The sequence below is a fragment of the Mycobacterium nebraskense genome (assembly GCF_002102255.1).
GTDB lineage: Bacteria > Actinomycetota > Actinomycetes > Mycobacteriales > Mycobacteriaceae > Mycobacterium > Mycobacterium nebraskense.
This window is the reverse complement of the sequence record NZ_LQPH01000106.1, coordinates 1-16,870: the sequence shown is the minus strand read 5'-3', so window position 1 is coordinate 16,870 and position 16,870 is coordinate 1. Positions and strand designations below refer to the sequence as shown.

General features: G+C 65.3%; 16 protein-coding genes and 3 pseudogenes. 10 read left to right on the top strand and 9 right to left on the bottom strand.

The genetic code is table 11. The features are described 5' to 3' along the window. Window positions 1–53 precede the first annotated feature (53 nt). Together AWC17_RS11485 and AWC17_RS11480 are read right to left on the bottom strand one after the other, a co-directional pair. Window positions 54–1,451 (bottom strand): GGDEF domain-containing protein, encoded by a 1,398-nt coding sequence (locus tag AWC17_RS11485; RefSeq protein WP_167385572.1) that lies wholly within the window; start codon window positions 1,449–1,451, stop codon window positions 54–56. A 522-nt stretch (window positions 1,452–1,973) separates the two neighbouring features. Next, window positions 1,974–2,288, bottom strand: coding sequence for a DUF732 domain-containing protein (locus AWC17_RS11480; RefSeq protein WP_052742750.1), 315 nt, complete (start codon window positions 2,286–2,288; stop codon window positions 1,974–1,976). A gap of 265 nt (window positions 2,289–2,553) precedes the next feature. On the opposite strand from AWC17_RS11480, the gene AWC17_RS11475 reads away from it, so the two are divergent. Then, the gene (locus AWC17_RS11475; RefSeq protein WP_046183300.1) at window positions 2,554–3,114 is read left to right on the top strand and encodes an FKBP-type peptidyl-prolyl cis-trans isomerase; all 561 of its coding nucleotides are present in this window, start codon (window positions 2,554–2,556) and stop codon (window positions 3,112–3,114) included. Between the two features lie 25 nt (window positions 3,115–3,139). Here AWC17_RS11475 and AWC17_RS11470 read toward each other — a convergent pair whose 3' ends face one another. Continuing rightward, a complete protein-coding gene (locus tag AWC17_RS11470) occupies window positions 3,140–3,583 on the bottom strand; it encodes a limonene-1,2-epoxide hydrolase family protein (RefSeq protein WP_085164652.1) in 444 nt (147 codons plus the stop codon). A 244-nt stretch (window positions 3,584–3,827) separates the two neighbouring features. Here AWC17_RS11470 and AWC17_RS11465 point away from each other — a divergent pair. Beyond that, a pseudogene (locus AWC17_RS11465) lies at window positions 3,828–4,454 on the top strand (biliverdin-producing heme oxygenase); the annotation flags it as partial. On the opposite strand, the pseudogene AWC17_RS33430 reads toward AWC17_RS11465, so the two are convergent. Then, window positions 4,455–4,568: pseudogene (locus AWC17_RS33430) on the bottom strand (hypothetical protein); the annotation flags it as partial. It abuts the pseudogene before it with no gap. Window positions 4,569–4,795: 227 nt separating this feature from the next. Between AWC17_RS33430 and AWC17_RS11460 the strand changes: the two are divergent. Together AWC17_RS11460 and AWC17_RS11455 are read left to right on the top strand one after the other, a co-directional pair. Next, complete coding sequence (locus AWC17_RS11460; RefSeq protein WP_046183299.1) at window positions 4,796–5,479, top strand: GAP family protein; 684 nt, start codon at window positions 4,796–4,798, stop codon at window positions 5,477–5,479. A 52-nt stretch (window positions 5,480–5,531) separates the two neighbouring features. Next, a pseudogene (locus AWC17_RS11455) lies at window positions 5,532–6,305 on the top strand (class I SAM-dependent methyltransferase). A 10-nt stretch (window positions 6,306–6,315) separates the two neighbouring features. On the opposite strand, the gene AWC17_RS11450 reads toward AWC17_RS11455, so the two are convergent. Together AWC17_RS11450 and AWC17_RS32000 are read right to left on the bottom strand one after the other, a co-directional pair. Then, window positions 6,316–7,551, bottom strand: a complete 1,236-nt coding sequence (locus AWC17_RS11450) for an osmoprotectant NAGGN system M42 family peptidase (RefSeq protein WP_046183310.1) — start codon at window positions 7,549–7,551, stop codon at window positions 6,316–6,318. A gap of 195 nt (window positions 7,552–7,746) precedes the next feature. Beyond that, a complete protein-coding gene (locus tag AWC17_RS32000) occupies window positions 7,747–8,172 on the bottom strand; it encodes a hypothetical protein (RefSeq protein WP_141224586.1) in 426 nt (141 codons plus the stop codon). A gap of 409 nt (window positions 8,173–8,581) precedes the next feature. On the opposite strand from AWC17_RS32000, the gene AWC17_RS11435 reads away from it, so the two are divergent. Further along, window positions 8,582–9,325, top strand: a complete 744-nt coding sequence (locus tag AWC17_RS11435) for a sensor domain-containing protein (protein ID WP_046183309.1) — start codon at window positions 8,582–8,584, stop codon at window positions 9,323–9,325. A 28-nt stretch (window positions 9,326–9,353) separates the two neighbouring features. Here the strand turns inward: AWC17_RS11435 and AWC17_RS11430 are convergent, their stop codons facing one another. After that, window positions 9,354–10,235 (bottom strand): HpcH/HpaI aldolase/citrate lyase family protein, encoded by an 882-nt coding sequence (locus tag AWC17_RS11430; protein ID WP_046183296.1) that lies wholly within the window; start codon window positions 10,233–10,235, stop codon window positions 9,354–9,356. A 166-nt stretch (window positions 10,236–10,401) separates the two neighbouring features. On the opposite strand from AWC17_RS11430, the gene AWC17_RS11425 reads away from it, so the two are divergent. Continuing rightward, the gene (locus AWC17_RS11425; protein WP_046183295.1) at window positions 10,402–11,325 is read left to right on the top strand and encodes a class I SAM-dependent methyltransferase; all 924 of its coding nucleotides are present in this window, start codon (window positions 10,402–10,404) and stop codon (window positions 11,323–11,325) included. Between the two features lie 9 nt (window positions 11,326–11,334). Here AWC17_RS11425 and zwf read toward each other — a convergent pair whose 3' ends face one another. Next, window positions 11,335–12,840: a glucose-6-phosphate dehydrogenase gene (gene zwf / locus AWC17_RS11420; RefSeq protein WP_046183294.1), complete on the bottom strand. Its 1,506-nt coding sequence runs from the start codon at window positions 12,838–12,840 to the stop codon at window positions 11,335–11,337. 159 nt (window positions 12,841–12,999) lie between these two features. Between zwf and AWC17_RS11415 the strand changes: the two genes are divergently transcribed. After that, the gene (locus AWC17_RS11415) at window positions 13,000–13,185 is read left to right on the top strand and encodes a hypothetical protein (protein WP_046183293.1); all 186 of its coding nucleotides are present in this window, start codon (window positions 13,000–13,002) and stop codon (window positions 13,183–13,185) included. On the opposite strand, the gene AWC17_RS11410 is transcribed toward AWC17_RS11415, so the two are convergent. Continuing rightward, on the bottom strand, window positions 13,182–14,681 hold the full coding sequence (locus AWC17_RS11410; protein ID WP_046183292.1) for an FAD-dependent monooxygenase: 1,500 nt from the start codon (window positions 14,679–14,681) through the stop codon (window positions 13,182–13,184). The two genes, AWC17_RS11415 and AWC17_RS11410, sit on opposite strands and share 4 nt — an antisense overlap. A gap of 183 nt (window positions 14,682–14,864) precedes the next feature. Here AWC17_RS11410 and AWC17_RS11405 point away from each other — a divergent pair, with 183 nt between their 5' ends. The 3 genes from AWC17_RS11405 (at window position 14,865) to AWC17_RS11395 (ending at window position 16,729) form a co-directional block, all read left to right on the top strand. Continuing rightward, window positions 14,865–15,638, top strand: a complete 774-nt coding sequence (locus tag AWC17_RS11405) for an enoyl-CoA hydratase/isomerase family protein (RefSeq protein ID WP_046183291.1) — start codon at window positions 14,865–14,867, stop codon at window positions 15,636–15,638. Between the two features lie 116 nt (window positions 15,639–15,754). Then, window positions 15,755–15,958, top strand: coding sequence for a DUF3253 domain-containing protein (locus tag AWC17_RS11400; protein ID WP_046183290.1), 204 nt, complete (start codon window positions 15,755–15,757; stop codon window positions 15,956–15,958). Between the two features lie 105 nt (window positions 15,959–16,063). Continuing rightward, window positions 16,064–16,729: a cutinase family protein gene (locus AWC17_RS11395; protein WP_046183289.1), complete on the top strand. Its 666-nt coding sequence runs from the start codon at window positions 16,064–16,066 to the stop codon at window positions 16,727–16,729. Window positions 16,730–16,870: the final 141 nt, after the last annotated feature.

Here is a 16,870-nt window from a genome sequence, read left to right as displayed (position 1 = left end):
GCCACCGCATAGGATCATCAACGCAAGCGAGCGGAACCTATGTCAGACCACTTTTACACCGCTCCTGGGACGCCACCCAGCGTCAGCGAGCCGTTCTCGATGGCGCGTCGCAGTTCGCCGAGCAGTTGCAATCGGGCGATGGCACCGTCATATGCCGGCGCCTCACCGAGCTGAGCGTCCATCTCAGGTGTGAACGTACGGACATTGGTCGAGCTCGCCCGCCGGGCAAAGGAGCGTGCCGCGTCGGCCTGTTTGAGGAGATCGCCCGGTGTCAGGGCGGTGACGAGTTCTGATCCAGCCGAGGCCACGCCGATACTCAGGCTTACGTCCAGGCGGTGGTCGTCGATGTCGACGGGCTCCTCAAAAGAGCGGGCTATCCCCTTGGCGACCTGCACTGCCACGTCGGGACGGTCTTCGACCAAAATGGCGAATTCGTCCCCGCTCATCCGCGCAACGGTGTGGTTGTCGTCGACATTCGCCTGAATCCGTCCGCCGACGCCGCGCAATAGTTCGTCGCCCACCTCATAACCGAGCGTGTCATTCACCAGCTTGAAATCGTCTACGCTCACCGTGAGTACGCTGACCGGCACGCTGTGGAGAACGTGTAGCCGCAGCGCATGCGCTAGGCGGTCGTCGAATAGTCGGTGATTTGCTAACCCGGTCAGCGGATCCCGCAGGGCGGCATCAGACACCGCGACAAGTAGACGTTGCTTTCGGTCTAACAAGAGTATGTGGCGGGCGAGGGTGGTAATGAACAGCACCACACAAACCGAGAAGATGAACGCCTCACCCCGGTACTTGGGCCAAAAGTGCACAGCGCCAACGACAATGGCCAGCAATACGGGCAGGTACGGCAGCCACAGCGACGCCCTCGACGAGGGTCGCGAAAAACCGAGGTCGGGTTCCGGTCCCGGCCGAGACGTGATTCCGGACAGCGCGAAGAAGTACATTCCGCCGGCCCATCCAAGAACGACGAGGTCATTTGGCGCCCGGTCGGCGGAATCCTTGTAGACGTGGACCACCCCGGCCGCTGCGATGACTGCCCATCCCACCATCATCAGTGTTGGTGAAAGTTTGCGGCCCGCCTCGGCCTTCCTCGCAACGATGAAGGCCGTGGCGACAAGCCCCACATACACCGCTGCGGCGGTGGCTAACACGATCCGTGGAACGTTGACCGTCTGTGGCAGGTGCGCTGTGCGACCCAGCGGCGGCAGAATGACAAGAACGACCAATAGCGACGCGCTGACGAGAATGCCGTCGAGCAGGAGGCCGATTCCGAATCGGGAGTCGTCCCGGCTCGGAATCGCGAGTGCGGCGGCCAACGCGCACAGCGGCAAGATCAGATAGCCCAAGTTGGCCGCCGATAGATCCGTGGCCGGAAGAATCCCACCCACAGCGACGTAACTCCACACTGCTTCGCCGGCAGTCCAGCCGACCAATCCGGTAGACATGACGGTCCACGCCAGACGTTGACGGCCCCGAGAACGGCGGGCGGCACGGACCGAACATGTGGTGGCGAATACGCCCGCAATGACAGAGCCCGCCGGGGCGAGTACCGCGCGGCCCGGGCCACCGTCCGAGCTGAACAACATCGCCGCGAACACGAAGAGCCCGATAGTTGCCAACACGACCACCGCTAGCCGGGTTCGTGTCAAAGACAAAATTCCCCTTACCTGTCGGGTGCGATCCGCAAGCAGGATAAGACAGCCACAAAAGTAGTTCTGCGAATTTGCTTACCTGTTTCTCGGTCATTACGGCGCTGAACAAGAGCTGAACGCCGCACCGGTTCGGTTCGGTTCGGCTCGGTTCCTCCGATGTCGCGATGACTGCCGCAGAGCCCAAGGGGAGCTTGGTGACACGCTGACGCACTCGCACAGAGGTCTGCAATGAGGGCCATTACGGCAGGTGCGAATATACAGGGTCGCCTGTAGATCCAATCAGGTTGTGCTGCAGTTGATTCCGTCGACGTGTCATCACGTGCAGAGGGACGGAGCGTCGCACACATTGCCGGGGCAATAGATCGAGTGTGCGGCGTCGACCATGGTTCCGACGTCTAACAACGTGACACCCCTCGCGTCCAGGTGGGCGTGAATGTCGTCGGCGATCTGTTGTGGCGTCCAACCCCACGTGAGGTCGTAACAGATCAGGTGCGCCTCCCCGATGAGAGCCTCTTCCGTCTTGGGTGGCCAACTGAGCCCGACGGCGCGCAGTTGCGCGAGGTATGCGTCATCTTGGGGGGTATTGGCAGTCGCAATGGCAGCGCTACCGATTAGGGCGGCGCCAGCCATCATGGGGATGGTAAGTCCGGCCAGCCAGCGGGTCGAGGGCATTCGGTTTGCTCACTTTCTGCAAGGCCACCAGTGGTTTGCGGCTCCAAAGCAGCAACGGATACGAAGAATAATTAAAGCTCGAAAAGGTGCCCGCTGCACGGATTGAACCACGCGTTCCCGTCAACCTCGGATCCGCGCCGAGGCAGCACTCGCTAGCCATCGAACCCTTCGCCGGGTCCCCGGCGCTGGGCCACCAACAACGGACGCGATAACCGGCTGTAGCGTGGCGGCGGTGAAATCCTCACTGGTGTGTTCCTCCGTCGCGGCCTGTGTCGCGGCAACCGTTCTGACGCTCGCCGGATCGGGCATGGCGACCGCAGCCGGCTCATGCCCCACTGCGCCACCGCAGAACGGTGGAGCGCCTGACTGGACGCTGACGGGAGCCACCGGCAGCATCGCGGTTACCGGGTCGACGGATACGACAGCTCCGCGCGTCGACGTGACGACACCGTTCAGTGTGACCCAGACCCAGGTGCACACGTTGCGCGCCGGAGATGGACCGGTGGTCCCCGCCACGGCCAGGGTTTCCGTCTGCTACATGGGCGTGAATGGACGTGACGGGTCGGTGTTCGACAGCAGCTACGAACGGGGCGCCCCGATCGACTTCCCGCTCAACGGAGTTGTGCCGGGCTTCCAGAAGGCCATAGCGGGACAAAAGGTCGGGTCCACGGTCGCCGTCGCGATGACCTCCGCCGACGGCTACCCAAACGGTCAGCCCAGCGCTGGAATTCGGCCGGGTGACTCGCTCGTCTTCGCGATCAAGATCCTGAGCGCCTCGAGCTAGCTCGGCGCGCCAAATCCCCTGTCGCTCAACTGCTCAGCGGCGCGAACATCAGTGCGGGATCGATGCCGAGTTGCTGAACGACGTGGGTGGTGTCCCAATACTCCCGCCAGGATGTGACCGCGCCGTCGCGGACTCCGAAGAACGCCGTGACGTAGAAGGTGACGGTGACACCGTTCATGGCGTTCACGTCGACGCGCTCGACGACGACGGTGTCACCGTCGGACACGATCGTGCGGATCTCGCTTCCCTCGACCATCCCCGTCGAAAGCGTGTTGTGCTTCTCGAGTTCGGCGCGTGCCGCGTCGCGTCCGCGAACCACCGGTGAGAGCGGCACGTGGAGTTGCCAAACGAAGTCGTCGGCCATGAGCGCGGTCATCGCGTCGATGTCCATGCTCTCGCCGTAAGCGGCATGTATAAAATCGACCACAATTTTCTCGTTGTCGTTTTTCGTCCCAACGCTTTTCGCCATCTCATCGTCCTTAGTCATTGCCGATTGTTCGCTATTGGTGGAACTGTAGATGGCTGAGGTCATCAGCGTACGAATTCGCGTGAGATACGGGCGTTTGAACTCGCATTGTTCGCCAAGCCGGTGTCGCCGCCCCGTCGGCTCTTCGCTCCCCTGGTTTCGTCTGTGTCAATCGGTTGGCCCTGAGCGCTCTGGTCCGTCGCGGCATCACGCCCGCAGCATTCGCCCAAGGTAATGTGATCAGGACATGCACCCGTTAGCCGTCCCCACACGCCGCAGTTTGTCGGCCGCGATGAAGGGCGGGTCAGCGGCGGAGCACACCGCCGCCGAGCAAAGCACATTCATCTCCGAACTGCTTGCCGGCCGGGTCACCGCTCACGGCTATTCCGAATACTTGCTGCGCTTGCGTCTGGTGTACGCCGCCTTGGAGGACGCCATGCGGGCCCGCCGCAACGACCCCATGGTCGCCGCCGTCTACGACCCGGCCTTGGAGCGCCTGGCGGCCATCGACGCCGATCTGGAGCACTGGAGCCCCGGCGGCACACGCGAAGTCGACTCCCCCGCAGCCACGGCATACGGCGAGCGGGTCGCCACCCTGACGTGGGGCGGCTCGCTGGTGGCCCACCACTACACGCGCTATCTCGGAGACCTCTCCGGAGGCCGGGTCATTTACAAAGCTCTCGATCGCACATTTGATCTTCGCGGCGCCGGGCTCGCGTTCTACGAATTCCCCGTGCGATCCAAGCCATACAAGGACTCCTATCGGGCCCGCCTCGATGCCCTCCGCCCCGGCGCGAACGAAATCGATCGCATAGTCGACGAGGTCAAATTGGCCTTCGGCCTGAATCACGCCTTGCTCGACGAGCTCGCCGACCCAGCCGGTGGGATTGGGAGCGGCGGTGGCCCGGGCCGAGCCGAACACCGCACCGGCGGCCAACGCCCGGGCGGCACCCCGCAGAAACGTCTGACGTGAGATTTCACGCACCACCGTTGAGCCCCCGCGTCTGCCTCATGTCCCGCATTGTCAAACGCGCGACGACGAAAGCCGTGGTGCCCCATACCGTGTGATCGGATCGAAACCGATACAAGCCCCCCGGTGATGTGCCCGATGAGCCCAGCGGGCGCAGCCTCAGACGGACATGACCCTCTGCGGCTCGTATTGTCTGCAGCATGAGGGCAGCCGGCGAGTCCGCACGGTAGGACAGGGTCAGGCACGTGGGTGCAATTGTGCTGGCGCTTGCAGGCCTAGCGTGTCTCGATTCGTTGAACGTCCTCAATGTGGGCGTGGTGTCGGCGGTCATCTTCGACAGCCGGTTGAGTCGCCGGTCGCCGATTCCGGGCGCCCTGAGCTTCATCTCGGGCGTGTTCGCCGTGACAACCACTTTCGGGCTGTGCACGGTACTGGGTCTGAGCTTCCTAACGCATGTTGTCGGCTTTCACATGACACCGGCCATTCGGTTTCGCGGCGAGCTGGTGCTCGGCCTGGTGCTGACCGGCCTGGCTTACTTCCCGCTGACTGCCCAGTCATCCGCTCCCGGCTGGGCGTTGGCGGCGATGCGCGAGCGCCCGTGGCTGCTTGGGTTCCTCGGATTGGCGGTCGGTAGTGGCCAAGCGCCGACCGCCATCCCCTATCTCACCGGCCTGGCCATGCTCGCCGCCCTGCATCCCAGGCCGCAGCTCTGGCCATTGGTCATCATCGCCTACTGGGCGATCGCGCTTTCGCCACCGCTGCTGATCCTTGCCCTCTCGATGAGAAAAACCATGCGAGCCAAGCGCATTCAGCGTCGGCTCGTGCGCACCCTCACCCGCTACGGCCCGATGTCGGTGCGGCTTTTGTTCCTGGTCTTCGGAATCGGGCTGGTGGCTGACGCGCTCGTCAATCACAGTGCACTGTGGTGAAGCACAATTCTTTCTCACGTCTTGCCCAGCGAGCCGGATTACGTTGGCGGGTATGACTGATCGCCAAGAACGAGCGATGTCCTTCGGCTCGATCGCCGAGGACTACGACGGCCTGCGTCCGCGACCTCCGGGTTAAGCGGTGGACTGGCTGGTGCCGCCCCGGTGTGGGGTGGCTGTCGACCTGGGCGCGGGTACTGGGCTGTTCACCCGCGCGCTGGTTAGCAGGGCGGCGCAGGTCGTCGCCGTGGAGCCCGACGCGAGGATGCGGGCGGTGCTAACCGAGCGGTCTCCCGAGGTGCGTGCCGTCGAAGGCACGGGTGAGTCGATTCCGCTTCCCGATGCGGCAGCGGACGCGGCGTTTGTCTCGTCGGCGTGGCACTGGATGGATCCCCACCGGGCCGTTCCGGAGATCGGCCGGGTGCTGCGGGACGGCGGGCGATTTGGCCTGATTTGGACCAGCCGAGACCGTGACGTGGATTGGCTCCGCGAACTCGACCTGCTGCCCGGCGAGGAGACGCCCGAGGCGGAATCCCCCGACCGCTTCCGACGGCGTCACGAGAACGTCGTGCTCCCCGACCCGCAGATCTTCCACAACATTGCCCGCGAGACGTTCACATTCACGCGGACAATGAAAATCGACGATGTCGTCGCAATGGTGGGCACCTACAGCAGGCTGATCATCGCGGCTTCGGAAGAGCGCGCAGAGCGACTCGCCAACGCGCGCACTGCCTTGAATGAGCGCTTTCCGGGGGCCGAAGCGATCGACATTCCCATGCAGTCCCGTTGTTGGCGCGCCGACCGGATCCCCCGCGGCGACGACCAGTAGGCGTAACGCCTTAGACCTGGGGTCCCTCCGACGGCGGCCAGACCGATCCCGGCGACGCCTCGCCGGGCCCCTCGTATTCGCCACGGGCGAGCGGCACCCACCGCTCGCTCGGGGCAGGCTGCTCGGACGATGGGAAGTCCCGCAACTGGCCCGACGGCTTGGCGTCCCATTTGGCGAAGGTCAACGGCGTCTGCAGCCAGGTGTGCAGCAGGCAGTACACCGCCTGCAGCGAATCCAGATGGGTGCGCTCCCAACCGTGGCTGCCGTCGAGCCCGAAGCCGACGAGCGCGGCGCGGGTGCCCGCGCCCGCCTCGATCGCTGCGGCGGCGTCGGAGCGGTAAAAGCGGAACACATCCCGCACGCATGGGATGCCCTGCTCCTCGGCGAGCCGGCACAGCTTCCGGGTCAGGTGGTAGTCGAACGGACCGTGCAGATCGGCCATCGGGATTGTCACGCCATCCTCGATGGAGTGCTGGCCGGGTGCGCACACCGCGTTGTCCACCGAGACCAATTCGGCGACGTCGGCGGGCAAGCCGTGGCTGGCGCCATGGCCGACCTCCTCGGTGATGGTGATCATGACCATGGTGCGGTGCGGCAACACCACCTTGTTCTCGGCGAAATTCTTGGCCAGCGCCAGCGCTACCGCGACGCCGGCCTTCCCGTCCAAGTGGCGGGAAACGATGTAGCCGTCGGCGGTCAGCTCGGGGCTCGCGATGAAGGCGACGAAGTCACCGATCTGCAGGCCCAGCCGGACCAGGTCCTCCCGCGAGGACACCTTGCGGTCGACGCGGACCTCGACGTGTTCCCAGTCGGTGGGCTGCAGGTCGATCTCGTCACCGAAGGCGTGCCCACTGGCCTTGAGCGGCATGACTGTGCCGGTGATGAATTCTTCGGGATCGTCGGAGAAGATCCGCACCCGGGCGCCCGCGGCGAACCGGGCCGAGAAGGTGCCGACCGGAATGACCTCGAGACGGCCGTTGTCTTTGAGGCGACGCACCATGCAGCCGATGGTGTCGGCGTGAACGACGAGTGCGCGGTCGGTAGTCGCGGACTCCCCCGGGAGTTCGGCGGTCAGCGCCCCGCGCCGCGTCAAGGAGAACGGCACGCCGAAGTCATCGAAGATGTTGCCAATGAGCTGCATCACCGCGTCCGTGCGCCCCGCCGGACTTGGCGTCTGCAGCAGCGCGAGCAGCGTGTCGACCATCCACGTGCGGTCGGCCTCGGCCATGGCCGCGGTTTGACGCACGGTGTCTCCTCTCGAATCGTCCGGGACCGCGTTCAACCTACCGCGTGGTCACCGTTGATCCACCGGCCCGGGCGGCGAGACCCGCGCCGCTAGAGGGCACCCTGTCCCCCGCTGCCATCACGGTAGAGCACTTCGTTTCCGGACGCCCGTTGGCGCAACCCATTTCGGTCGCGCAAAGCTGGCGGCCTTAGCTGATCAAGGGTTCACGTTGGGACATACCTGCTTGATCCAACCGGTAAGCGCGTCCCTGTTGGCGTTGAGATCAGGATCGTTGGGCTGCGCGCCGACGGTGGTGACGAAGTGCTCGATCGCGGCCTTCACCGGGTCGGGCGGACTGTACTTCTCCAGCGTGTCGGCAAACTTGCGCGCATCCTCGGGTTTCTGGGCGACCATCAAGTTGTCCTTGGTGAAGGAGATGTCTAGGCAGGTGGATTGGTCGAACGACCCGGCTTGCGCGGGCGACGAGGGGGGCGCCGTCAGCGGTGACGAGGCGGATGCCTGGGAACTCGAGGACGGCGTCTGGCTGGACGAGGAGGCTGACGGCGACGTGCCGTTCGAGCACCCGCTCGTGACGATCGCGATGGCAACCACTCCCGCGAACGTGGTTCGGTCTAGCCGCATCGGAGGCTCCTCTGTTCCAAGAATTGTGTTTGCTGCATGCACCTTACCGGCAATTCGCATCGGCCCGGCGCGGTTTTGATCCGTATTCGCATCGGAGATGTCCTGCGGCGCGTGCGTCGGTGGACGCGTACTACAGGCTTCTGTTGACCTAGGAAACCCTTGATCTGCGAACGATTCACGCTTGCGCGACGCCGGGCGGGCCCAAACCCTCGGTGCTGGGTTCAGTCGGCGCCCTACCTGATCAACGTGAACCGCGCGGCTCGAACGACGATTCCGGGAACACTTTGCGGCCAATCACACAATTTGCTGCCGAAGCAGTTATGCTCCGTCCACCTCTCAGCTTCAGACACCGGATGCGCCGGACGCGAAAGCTTGAGGGCTCAACGTGACCACGAAGGGTGAGCAACACATGCGCCAACTATCAGCCGCGATCTCCGTCGCCGCTATCGGAGTCCTGGTTGCCGCGTGCGGGGGCAGCAACCAGGGCGGCTCCGGTTCGTCGACGACGACCTCGACGCGGCCTCCGGTCGCGCAGCCCGCGCTGCCGGGCTTCTTGCTGACGTCGGCGGACATTGACAGCGCGCTGGGCGTCACCGGATCGAAGAGCAAGGAAAAGATCGACAAGCTCCAAGACGACAACGCGAAGCAGCCGTGGCCCGCGGGCTGGAAGTTCCCGGACGATTGCATCTACGCCTTCGGCCCCGGGGAGGCTCCCGTTTATGCCGGCAGTGGCTACACGGCCGTCAGCGGTGACGACGAGGTTGCGTCCCCTTCCCCGAATTCCAACGAACCGGACCCTGAGGTGAGCCAGGTGCTGGTGTTGTTCGCGTCCGCCAAAGAGGCGAATGCCTTCTTCACCACCTCGGCGCAGCGCTGGCCGGCCTGCGCCAACCGCCAGTTCACCACCCCGGCCGGACCGGACACCCCCGAGACGGGATGGCAGGTGGGACCGGTCTCCAACGCCAACGGAATGTTGAGCACGACGCTGACAATGACGTTGCGAGACAACGGCAACGTCCTGCTAACCATGACCGCTCAGCGGGCGTTGACGGTACGTAACAACGTTGCGATCGATGTGGGCGTGATCCGCAAGGACCCGGTGGACTTGGCTACCAAGCTCGCCGGTCAGATCGGCGGCAGGGTCGACAAGTAGTGAGCCGCTTGCCCTCCCGAGGAAACACCTAGGAGGCGGATGCCAGTTCTGCGATGAGGTCCGCAAGGGCGAGGATGCGCTCGGCGTTGCGGACGTGCAGGCTCTCGATCATGCGACCGTCCACCGTGATGACACTGGTTCCCGCGGCCCGCGCCTCCTCGTAGGCCGCGACAATCTTGCGGGCGTCGGCGAGTTCCTGCTGCGACGGACCGAAGAGGTCGTTGGCCGGGCCGATCTGGGACGGATGGATCAAAGTCTTGCCGTCGAAACCCATTTCGCGGCCTTGTCGAGCCTCGGCTCGAAAGCCGTCTTCGTCGGTGATGTCGTTGAACACGCCGTCCAGGATCACCTTTCCGGCCGCCCTGGCTCCCAACACCGCCAACGACAACGCGGGCACGACCGGCGCGCGCCCGGGCACGTGCAATCCGTGCAGATCGTTCACCAGGTCGTTGGTGCCGATCACCAGCGCGGCCAATCGATCGCTGGCCGAGGCGATCTCCTCGGCCCTCAGGAAAGACCGCGGCGTTTCGATCATCACCCAGAGCTGCAGCGACTCCGGTGCGTCAAGCTTGTCCAGCGTTGCTGCCAGCGCTCGGACCTGGTCGCCCGACTCAACTTTGGGCACCAGCACCCCGTGGGCGGGCGAACCGGCCGCAGCCGCCAAGTCCTCGTCGTGCCACTCGGTGTCTAAACCGTTGATGCGCACCACGACCTCGCGGGGCCCGTAGCCGTCCGACGAGATCGCGTCGCACACCGTCGCCCTCGAATCGGCTTTGGCGTCGGGCCCGACTGCATCCTCGAGGTCGAAGATGACCACGTCCGCGGGTAGTGATTTCCCCTTCTCCAACGCCCGGGGCTTGTTACCGGGCAGGTATAAGGCGGAGCGGCGCGGGCGCAGGGTCGGTGCCATCGAGTGAGTCGCTTCCTGTCGTCAGCTCAGCGGGTGCGCGGTGAGCGCGGCATAGGCAGAAAGTACCCTTCGATCTCAGGTGGTGTCGTCGCGCAGCCCATCGGCGGCGAACATCCGGAACCCGAATTGGCCGCTATGGCGGCTGAATCCCAGGAGGGAGCGGCGAGTGTCATCACTTGGTTCGGCGCGCACGGAGGGCGACAGCTGGGATTTGGCTTCCAGCGTCGGGGCGACCGCGACGATGGTTGCCGCGTCCCGAGCGCTGGCCTCTCGCGAGCCAGATCCGCTGATCGATGACCGGTTCGCCGAGCCACTGGTGCGCGCGGTCGGGCACCCATTCTTCGTCCGCATGCTGGACGGCCAGATCCCGCTCGACAACGACGATATGCCCCTGACCCTGCAGCAGCGTCGCGAGCAGATCGCCGTGCGCACCAGGTTTTTTGACGATTTCCTTTTATCGGCGACCAGCGCCGGGATACGTCAGGCCGTCATCTTGGCCGCCGGACTTGACGCGCGGGCGTACCGGTTGGCCTGGTCGGCGGGCACGGTGGTTTACGAGGTTGATCAGCCCGAGGTCATCGCCTTCAAGAGCGACACGCTGGCCGCGATGGGTGCCGAACCGACCGCCGAACGCCGGACCGTGAGTGTCGACTTGCGCGATGATTGGCCAACGGCGCTGCGCGACAACGGCTTTGACCCGACAGCGCCCACGGCCTGGATCGCGGAAGGCCTGCTCCCCTACTTGCCGCCGCAGGCCCAGGACCGGCTCCTGGACAACATCACCGCGCTCAGCGCGCCGGGCAGCCGGCTGGCCACCGAGAACATCACCGACATGGGCGTGTTCACCGACGAGCGCGCCCGCGCGATGCGTACCACCTGGCGCAAGCACGGACTGGATATCGACGTCGCCGAACTCGTGTGGCACGGGACACGCCAACCCGCCGGCGAGCACCTGGCCGCCACCGGCTGGGTCGTCACCCCCTACCCCACCGAGCGGCTATACGCCGACTACGGCTTCGTCGTTCCCGACAACGAGATGCTCAAGGAATTTCGGCACGCGATCACCTATATCAGCGCCGAACTGGGCTGAGCGCGCCGCTCAGCAGTCAGGCCGGGCGTCGCGCCACTCCCGCTCGAACGGCAACCGCCATGCATTGGGTGCGATCAACTGATGAATCGCGTTGGGCCCCCAAGTGCCCGGCTGATACATCTTCGCCGGCGGTGGGTCGTCGAGCAGCTCCTGCGAACGCTCCCACAGTGATTCGATGCCCTCCGCGGTGTTGAACAACGTGTGATCACCCCGCATCGCGTCGAGGATGAGCCGTTCGTACGCCTCCAGCACGTCCACGACGGTGTCGATCTCCTGCGAGGAGAACTGCATGGACAGCTTGTCCAGCTTCATGCCGGGGCCCGGCCGCTTGCCGTAGAAGGACAGCGAAACCTTCGAGTTGTCGGCGAGGTCGAACGTGAGGTGGTCGGGCCCCTGAGTCCCGACGCCCGAGCCCGGCGGAAACATCGTCCGGGGCGCCTCCCTGAACGCGATCGAGATGATGCGGATGCCCTCGGCCATCTTCTTGCCGGTACGGAGATAGATGGGCACGCCGGCCCAGCGCCAGTTGTCGATACCGACCTTGAGGGCGATGAACGTCTCGGTGTCGGAATCCTTTGCCACGCCTTTCTCGTCGCGGTATCCGTTGTACTGGCCGCGCACCACGTTCGAAGGCTTGACCGGCAGCATCGACCGGAAAACCTTGTTCTTTTCTTCACCGATGGCAAAGGGTTCAAGCGCCGTCGGCGGCTCCATCACCACGAACGCCATCACCTGGAACAGGTGGGTCACCACCATGTCCTTGTAGGCGCCGGTCTCCTCGTAAAAGTTGGCCCGCTGATCCAGGCCGAGGGCTTCGGGGATGTCGATCTGGATGTGGTCGATGAAGTTGCGGTTCCAGATCGGCTCGAATAGCCCGTTGGCAAAGCGGAACGCCAGGATGTTCTGGGCGGCCTCCTTGCCCAGGAAGTGGTCGATGCGGAAAATCTGGGATTCCTCGAACGTTTCGTGCACGAAGTCGTTGAGCGCCACCGCGCTGGCCAAATCGGTCCCGAACGGCTTCTCCATCACCACCCGCGAGCGGTCCACGAGCTTGGCCTCGCTCAGCATGGTGATGACTTCGCGCGCGGCTTTCGGCGGCACCGACAGGTAATGCAGCCGCCTGGCCATGGGACCCAGGTTGGCTTCGGCTTCGGCGACCGCCTCGGCCAGCGCTTCCGGTCCGCGGCCCTGCGGGACATAGGTCACGATCTTCGCGAAGTTGGCCCACTGTTCGGACGTCAGCTTGTGCGTGCCGAACGAATCGATCGCCTCTTTGGCGAGCTCGCGGAATTCGTCGTCACTCAGGTCTTCCAGCGACGTCGCTACGATCTGGATGTCGGGTGCGAGCTCGGACTGGTCCAGGTAGGCCAGGCCCGGGATCAGCTTGCGTTTCGCCAGATCCCCCGTCGCGCCGAACAGGACGATGACGTGGGGTTCGAGCTGTTCGGTCTGGTGGCGGCGCGGACGTCCATCGGCCGCCGGGTAAGAGATGGTCTGCGGTTTCTTGTCGGCCACTCTTGCGATACTTCCACCGCCGCCGCGTTATGTCGCGTCCCTCACTCCGAGCTCGGCCAGCACGGCCTTTGCCGCCATGAACCGAGGATCACAATCCCCACCCGGTTACCACCCGGCGGACGGGGTATTGGATAGCGACGGGGCGGTGCCCGACCAACGATGGAAAGCGATATGACGAAACCGGACAAGGACCTACGGGGTCACTCGCAGGAGCTAGAAGACATCGTCGATGAGCTCGAGGAGAAGGTCGCCGACGACCGGGAGGCCGAAGGTGTTGCCGGCAAGCCCAGCGACCGGGAACGTGCCCCCACTCGCGGCTCGGAAGATGAACCGCCCGACAACTAGGACCCAAGAGCCGGGCGGGCACCGAACCAGGCGGTGAGCGATTCCCGAAGCTCGGAATCGCTGGATTCCCCCACCCAGGCGACGTGTCCGTCAGGACGAATCAACACCGCACTGGGGGCCGTGACCGGGCCCATTGCCGGAAGCTCCCAGGTGCCGACATATTCCGCGTCGATCAGCTGGACCCGATCCGCCCACAAGGCGATGTCGAATCGGCCCGGTTCACCGAGGTTGAGCAGCACCGGCCGGGCCCGATGCAGCAGCCGGTAAACCCGTAGCGGGCCGTCGGCGGTGAGCAGGTCGAGATCGGGCATGCGGCGTCCGAGCAGTGGATGTCCGTCGCCGAGGTCATAGCGGATGTCCAGGCCGGACATCATGGCGGCGAATTGTTTGCGGGGTTCGTCCATGGCGAGGAGGTCAGACATGGTGTCGCGCAACGCCTTGGTGCGGTCGTCTGGGCGAAGCAGCGCCATCTGCGCGATCGCGTTGCGCAGCACGCGCGCGGCGACCGGGTGCCGTTCGGCGTGGTAGCTGTCGAGCAGGCCGTCGGGAGACGTCCCGTTGACGACCTGTCCCAGCTTCCAGCCCAGGTTGACCGCGTCCTGCACGCCGGTGTTCAGGCCCTGTCCGCCCACCGGGTGATGCACATGCGCGGCGTCACCGGCCAGCAGGACGCGTCCTTCGCGATAGGCTGTGGCCTGCCGCGCCGTGTCGGTGAATCTGGAAAGCCAAGCGGGACTGTGGATCCCGTAGTCCGTGCCGTAGACGGCGATGAGCGCCTCACTCAGGTCGCCCAGTGTGGGTTCGCCGGTGGTCTCGAGGTGCTGCTCGGTGACCATGACGCGCACGCGCCCGCCATCCTCCGAGGCGGCGAGGGAATGGACGCCGAGCGCGTCGTGGCGGATGCCCCACACCGGCAAATCGACTGCCGAGAAATCCATTTCGGCCTCGGCGAGTAGGTAGCTGGTCGTCGGCTCCCACCCCGGGAAATCGATGCCGGCGGCTTTACGGACCACGCTGCGCCCGCCGTCGCAGCCGACGAGGTATCCCCCTCGCAGGGATCGGCCATCGGACAACGCGACGTCCACGCCGGTGCCGCCTTGGGCGATGCCCGTCACGTCATGTCCGCGATAGAACCGCACTCCGAGTTCGTTCACCCAGTCGGCGAGTATGCGTTCGATCTCGTTCTGCCACAACGCGAGACCGTAGGGATGCCGGGTGGGAAAGTCGCTGATGTCCAGACGAATCTGGGAGAACCCGGCGACCTGGGCGACCGTGCCGTGGGCAAGGAACCGATCGGCGATTCCCCGCTGGTCGAGGACCTCGATGGTGCGCGCATGCAGACCCCCGGCGCGCGCGCCGATGAGATCCTGGCTGACGCGCCGCTCGACAATCGCCACATCGACCCCCGCCAGCGCCAATTCGCCGGCCAACATCAGCCCCGTCGGGCCTCCTCCAGCGACCAGCACCGCATGGTCGAAGTTCTTGTGCGACAACATTCCCAACCCCCAGCAACAGCGAAAAATGGCTTCGGCCAGCGATTGTGCGGCATCACCCGGCCCTTGCCGCAAGCCCCCCAGTGCGCTATAGGTTGAGAGTGGTAGGGGCAATAATTCGCCGAACGCGGGCCTATGGACGGATTCGAGCCCAAAGGCCCACGCTCGTCGCCCTAGGGTTAAGCCATGAGCCTCGTGACATATGAGCTGGACGACCACATCGCCACCATCACCCTCAATCGCCCCGAGGCCCGCAACGCCATCAACGGCGCACTTCGCCAGGACCTGAACGCGGCCTGGGAGCGGTTCCGCGACGACCTGGACGCGTGGGTCGCCATCCTGACCGCCAACGGCAGCGTCTACTGCGCCGGCGGCGACCTCAAGGACGGCGAGGGCTCGGTCGGAACCTTCGGCGGCACCTTCTGGGAGAAGCCGACGATCAATTCCTTCGAATCCGGGATGGAACTGTTCAAGCCCACCATCGCCGCCGTGCACGGGCCCTGCATCGGCTACGGAGTGACCGGCGTGCTGTTCTGCGACTTCGTCATCGCCAGCACCGAGGCCTCGTTCTGCTTCCCCGAGGTGTCGATCGGCGTGCCCACCATCGTCGGGGCCATCCGGCTGCCCCAGCGGGTCGGCTGGGCCAACGCCATGGAACTGCTCCTGACCGGCAAGCCGATGAGCGCCGAGCGCGCCAAGGAGATCGGCCTGGTGTGGAAACTGGTGGAGCCCGACGACCTGCAGGCCGAGGCCCGGGCGTGGGCCCGCACCCTCACCGAGGCCGCTCCCCTGGCCCAACGGGCCACCAAGGAGGTGGCATGGCGAGCGGCGGATATGGGCTGGATCGAGGCGGTCCGCTTCGGCGAGACCATGCGCAAGGTGGCCGGGGCGACCGAGGACGTCGCCGAGGGGCTCCGGGCCTGGGCCGAGAAGCGCAAGCCCCAGTGGCGCGGCCGCTAGGTGTCAGAACGCGTGGCGCAGTCGGCAGGGCACCTTGACATTTCGCGTCGACCGCGGTCCACACGTGGTGGCGGACCGCCGCCGACCATGCCGAGATCGCTCTCGGGGACGGGCCGATGAGGCAGCGACTGGAATCGTCGATCCGCGCGTTGGCCGAGCATCGCGGCCCGCGGAGCAGCATCTGCCTGTCGGACGCCGCCCGGGACGTCGCCCGGCGGCTGGCCCAGTCGGGCGCAGTGGAGATCACGCAGCGCGGCACCGTCGTCGATCCCGATAGCGATTGGACCGGCCCGATTCGCATCCGAACTACCGCCAGTTGACAACACCGTTGCGCCGCAACGAGACTCGGCTGCCTTGCGCTCGGGTCGCCGCCCTAGCGCCAACCGCCGGGACCGCCGTGGCCGGTGATGTGACAGGATTTCGGCATGATGGCACGCAGATTTGCTCGCATTGTTGGTGTCCCGGTGGCGACGACTTGGGCGGTGCTGAGCCCGCCCATCCTTCTTCCCACTGCCGCCGCCGACGCGTGCTCCGACGTTTCCGTGGTATTCGCTCGCGGCACTCATCAGGAGCCCGGCCTGGGCAACATCGGTCAGGCGTTCGTGGATTCGCTCACCTCGCAGCTCGGCGGGAAGTCCGTCGACGTCTACGCGGTCAACTACCCGGCCAACGACGACTACCACAACAGCGCGAACGCCGGTTCCAACGACGCGAGCACACACATCCAAGACACCGTCGCCAGCTGCCCAAACTCGAAAATCGTGCTTGGCGGGTACTCCCAGGGTTCGACGGTGATCGATCTGGCCACCAACGCGATGCCGGCCCCGGCCGCCGATCACGTGGCCGCCGTCGCCCTCTTCGGCGAGCCCAGCAGCGGATTGTCAACCATGCTGTGGGGCGGCCAACCGCTACCGACGATCAACCCGGCGTACGGGTCCAAGACCATCAGTTTGTGCGCCCCCGACGATCCGATCTGCTCCGGAGGCGGCAACATCATGGCGCACGTTTCCTACATTGACGCCGGCATGACCGCCCAGGCCGCGACGTTCGCGGCCAACAAGATCAACCAGGGTCCGCCGCCGCGCGCCTGAGGCGTTCGCTGTCGGACGATTTCAGCCATAAACGGGCGCCGTTGCCGATCGGCTACCGTCGACGTCAGTGTCAGGGTGAGGTGCCGCTTGTTGCGGTGGTTGGATCCTGATCACCTGATGTTTGGCTCGTACCGTCGGTGC